The 3,875-nt window shown below is 58.7% G+C and carries 3 protein-coding genes and 1 tRNA gene; 1 reads left to right on the forward strand and 3 read right to left on the reverse strand.

Going from position 1 to position 3,875, the window contains the following annotated elements:
- Window positions 1-137: 137 nt before the first annotated feature.
- Window positions 138-1,106 (forward strand): hypothetical protein, encoded by a 969-nt coding sequence (locus VDP82_RS15225; protein WP_323015679.1) that lies wholly within the window; start codon window positions 138-140, stop codon window positions 1,104-1,106.
- 348 nt (window positions 1,107-1,454) lie between these two features.
- Here VDP82_RS15225 and VDP82_RS15230 read toward each other — a convergent pair whose 3' ends face one another.
- The 3 genes from VDP82_RS15230 to VDP82_RS15240 all read right to left on the reverse strand — a co-directional run.
- Complete coding sequence (locus tag VDP82_RS15230) at window positions 1,455-2,642, reverse strand: tyrosine-type recombinase/integrase (protein WP_323015680.1); 1,188 nt, start codon at window positions 2,640-2,642, stop codon at window positions 1,455-1,457.
- A 163-nt stretch (window positions 2,643-2,805) separates the two neighbouring features.
- Window positions 2,806-2,879 (reverse strand) — tRNA-Gly (locus tag VDP82_RS15235).
- A gap of 96 nt (window positions 2,880-2,975) precedes the next feature.
- On the reverse strand, window positions 2,976-3,875 hold a 900-nt coding region (locus VDP82_RS15240; RefSeq protein ID WP_323015681.1), incomplete at its 5' end, for a 2'-deoxycytidine 5'-triphosphate deaminase.

A 3,875-nucleotide genomic window follows, 5' to 3' on the forward strand; every position in this document is an offset into this window, starting at 1 on the left:
ACCGGGTCACTTCTCAATGACAATCCCGGGTCAGTTCCTGGCGACAATCAACACGCAGGCTCCTGGACGCGAAAGCCGGACCCAGCCTGCGTGACAATGACATTGATGCCATAGAGGCGGCCCTAGAGGTTCTGTTATTGACCTCGCAGCTCTTCCACATCCGCCAGCACGCGTTCAGCGACATCAAGATTGTCGGGGCCTACCGATACCGGAACGAATTCCAGATCGTTCCTGTCCACACAGATGCCCCCAAACCGAGAGAATTCTATGGCAAGTGGCCCTTCATTCTCGAGTTTAATTACCTAGGGACCGAGCACATCGCCATCGACAGTAGAAGACGGGCCGTCGCAACGGCCAAGCTCATCTCGCTGCTCAATGCGTTGGCCGACGCCCATATTTTTCCTACGCCCCGCTCAGTGGAGAAAGACTGGGTGATGACGCCGTCAGGCGGATCATATTACGCGCAGAAAGGATACACGTATCCAGTGCCCTCAGGTGCGGGCTTCCTCGACATCAAGGAGATGCCCGCTATCCGGCAAATTCAAGCCGATGCCTATTATCAGGGGCGGGTCGACAATCTCGGGGGGTTCACCTTGCCCGACAATATCGATGAGATGCTCGACAATTATCATGCCATGAGCGAGGCGGATCGAGACGCGTTCGACGTCGCAGCGCATTGGTACGGCCGATACCCCGAGTTGGAGCACATCTCCGACTCCGCTGGGCTGGTTGCGCTTGTCACTGCCCTGGAAGCTATCGCTCCTAAAGCCGTGGACCACGAATGTCCTCAATGCGGGAATATTGACGGTGTGGTTCGCGGCTTTCGCATTCTGCTCGATGAGGCGGTTCCTGGCCACGAAGAAGAAAAGCACCAGTTCTACAAATTGCGGTCACGGATAGCCCACGGCTCCGGGCTAATGCTCAATGAGTTTGGTGGAATGGGCGGCGGCAGTGCTGCGCAGCTGCAGGATTCTTCTAAGCTTGAACTCGAGACTGTCGTTCATCTGGCGCTTAGAAACTGGCTCATTCCGGAAGTCCGTGCAAAAATTGAGGTGGTCGCGACTAAAATTTCAGCTCGCCCTCATCAGGCTTCGGAGAGGTTCTAGAACCAACCCTTCGCTCGCTGGAACGGCCTTGCGCTATGAGGCAAAACCGAGCGAGCGATGGCGCGTGCGATTAAGAATGTCTGCTTCGACCAGTTCCTAGCTTGCAGCTGTCGGCCGGCTACCCAGCCCTGCAAAGACACGCGAGTTGCAGCCAAAGGACGGCCGCTTTGGGGAGTTCGAAATCACCCTTCTAATGACCGCATTGGGGCGCTAAGCGGTCACTCCATTCATGGTGAACTGAGAGACAAATTGGGCCACAAGGCTACAGTTTGCAGCGGCGATTGGGCGGCAGATATCTTTGGCACATTTGCCTCAGCCGTGGACGGGCAGGACGTCACGTTCAATCGTTTACCCCAGTCGCACTTCATCGAGAAGATCGGCCCACCACTGCATCATACGTACCCGCTCTTCCCAATAGGTCGAGCGGTTGTAAATGCGTCGGACTGCGCGGGTATCAAGATGGGCGAGTTGAGCCTCAATGGCATCGGCGCTGAATTCTCCGGCCTCGTTGAGGATCGTGCTTGCGGTGGACCGAAAGCCGTGCGCAGTGTGTTCTGCGCTACCGACACCCATGCGCCGCAATGCGGAATTCATTGAGTTTTCTGACAGTAGCTTCTTCCCGGACATCATTGAGGGGAACACGTGAGGCTTGTCGCCGAAGTACACCTTCATGTCCTCTATGACCGCCATTGCCTGATGGGAAAGTGGCACTTGATGTTCTCGGCGCATTTTTGTCTTAGCCGCGGGGATCGTCCAAACAGCCTTATCGAGATCCAGTTCGGCCCATTCCATGGTGCGGGTCTCGCCTGGGCGCGCAAAACAAATGGCCTGCATTTTCAGGACGCCGACTAAAGAAGGCCAGCCTTTATAGCTATAAATGGCGCGCATCAGCCCGCCCATGTCCTCGCGCGAGGTTAGGGCTGCATGGCTGGTGGGGACATGCCGTTGCAGGGCGCCCCTGAGCGCGGAGGTGGGATCAGCTTCGGCTCGCGCTGTCGCAATGGCATAACGAAAGACTCGGCCAATGGCCGCGCGGGTAGCCAGCGCGCTCTCCACGCGACCACTTTTTTCAACCCGGCTGAGGACATCTAGAACATCGCGCGCGGTAATCTGCGTAATCGGATACGGTGTTAGCTTCTTTGAGAGGCTTTTCAACATCCACTCGTTCTTGACGATAGTGGGCTCGGCGCGCTTATCCCGGCGGAGTTTGTCGATGAACTCATCGACTATGGCTCCAAAGGTATCTCCGGCGGCAGCTTTTGCAGCAAGTTGCTGCCTTTTCTTGGCCAAAGACGGATCGATCCCTTCGGAAAGATGCCTTTTTGCCTCACGCATCCGGTCTCGTGCCTCCCCCAAGGACAGGGTTGGATAGGTGCCGAAGGTAAGTGTCTTACGCCTTCCGAAATAGCTATAATCCAATCGCCAGGATTTTGAGCCGGTTGTCGACACGTAAAGATAAAGGCCTTCGCTGTCGGCCAGCTTCCTTGGTTTGGAGGCTGCCTTGGCGTTACGAATCTGGATGTCGGTCAACGGCATTACGGTATCGGCTCCAACACGGCGGGTTCGATACCGTCAACGCTACCGCAAAATTAGCTGGCTGTCATTGGACCTCGCCGTACATGCCTACGCGCGCGCGAGGCTGAAATCCCCGGAAATGCTGGGGTTCCTGTACGGTGCTGCATCTGGTTGGAAAGATCGCTGGAGCGGGTGAAGGGAATCGAACCCTCGTCGTAAGCTTGGGAAGCTTCTGCTCTACCATTGAGCTACACCCGCGTCGGCGCGATAGATGCGGGAAATTGAGGAAGGCGTCAAGCTCTTCCCGAAGGCTTTGCCTGCCGCGCCATGCGATGGCGTGGCCCGCCGCCGCGCTTAGCCTTCATAAGGCTTGAAATGCTTGGAGAGCTTGAGCGTCTGGGCCTGGTAGTTCGATCCCAGGCCGGCGCCATAGAGCCGGTCCGGCGGCTCGGCCAGGGTTTCATAAATAAGACGCCCGATGGTCTGGCCATGGCCGAGCAGGAAGGGCACTTCGCGGCTGCGCACTTCCAGAACCGCGCGGCTGCCGGTGCCTCCGGCGGCGGAATGGCCGAAGCCGGGGTCGAAAAACCCGGCATAGTGGACGCGGAACTCGCCCACCAACGGGTCGAACGGCACCATTTCGGCGGCATGGGTGGGCGGCACATGCACCGCCTCGTCGCTTACCAGGATGTAGAATTCGTCGGGGTCCAGGATCAACTCTGCCCGGCCGCGATTGACCAGCGGGTCCCAGAAGTCCAGCACATCCAGCGCCGCCTTCTTGTCGACATCGACCACGGCGGTGTGCCGGCGCGAACGGAAGCCGACAAGCCCGTTGCGCCCTTCACCCCGAAGATCGATGGACAGTGCCACGCCGTCGCCCACCGGGGCATTATTGTTGAAGACCAGCGGCGTCTCCGCGTGGAGCGCCTGATGCTGGGCAATGCTGAGCCGCGTATCGCCGGAGCGGAACCGCATCTGGCTCAGGCGCGAGCCGGTGCGCACCAACACCGGAAACGTGCGCGGGCTGATTTCCAGATAAAGCGGTCCCTTGTAGCCCGCCGGCATCTGGTCGAAGCCGCGGGCTTGGTCGCCGATGACGCGGGTAAAGACATCGAGCCGCCCGGTGGAGCTTTTGGGATTGGCCGAGGCGCTGACCGCCTCGGGTAAATCGAGGCTTTCCTGAAGGGGCACGAGATAGACGCAGCCGCGTTCGAGCACCGCGCCCCGGGTCAGATCCACTTCATGGAGCTTGAG

The sequence above is a fragment of the Devosia sp. genome (assembly GCF_034675085.1).
Classification (GTDB): Bacteria; Pseudomonadota; Alphaproteobacteria; order Rhizobiales; family Devosiaceae; genus Devosia.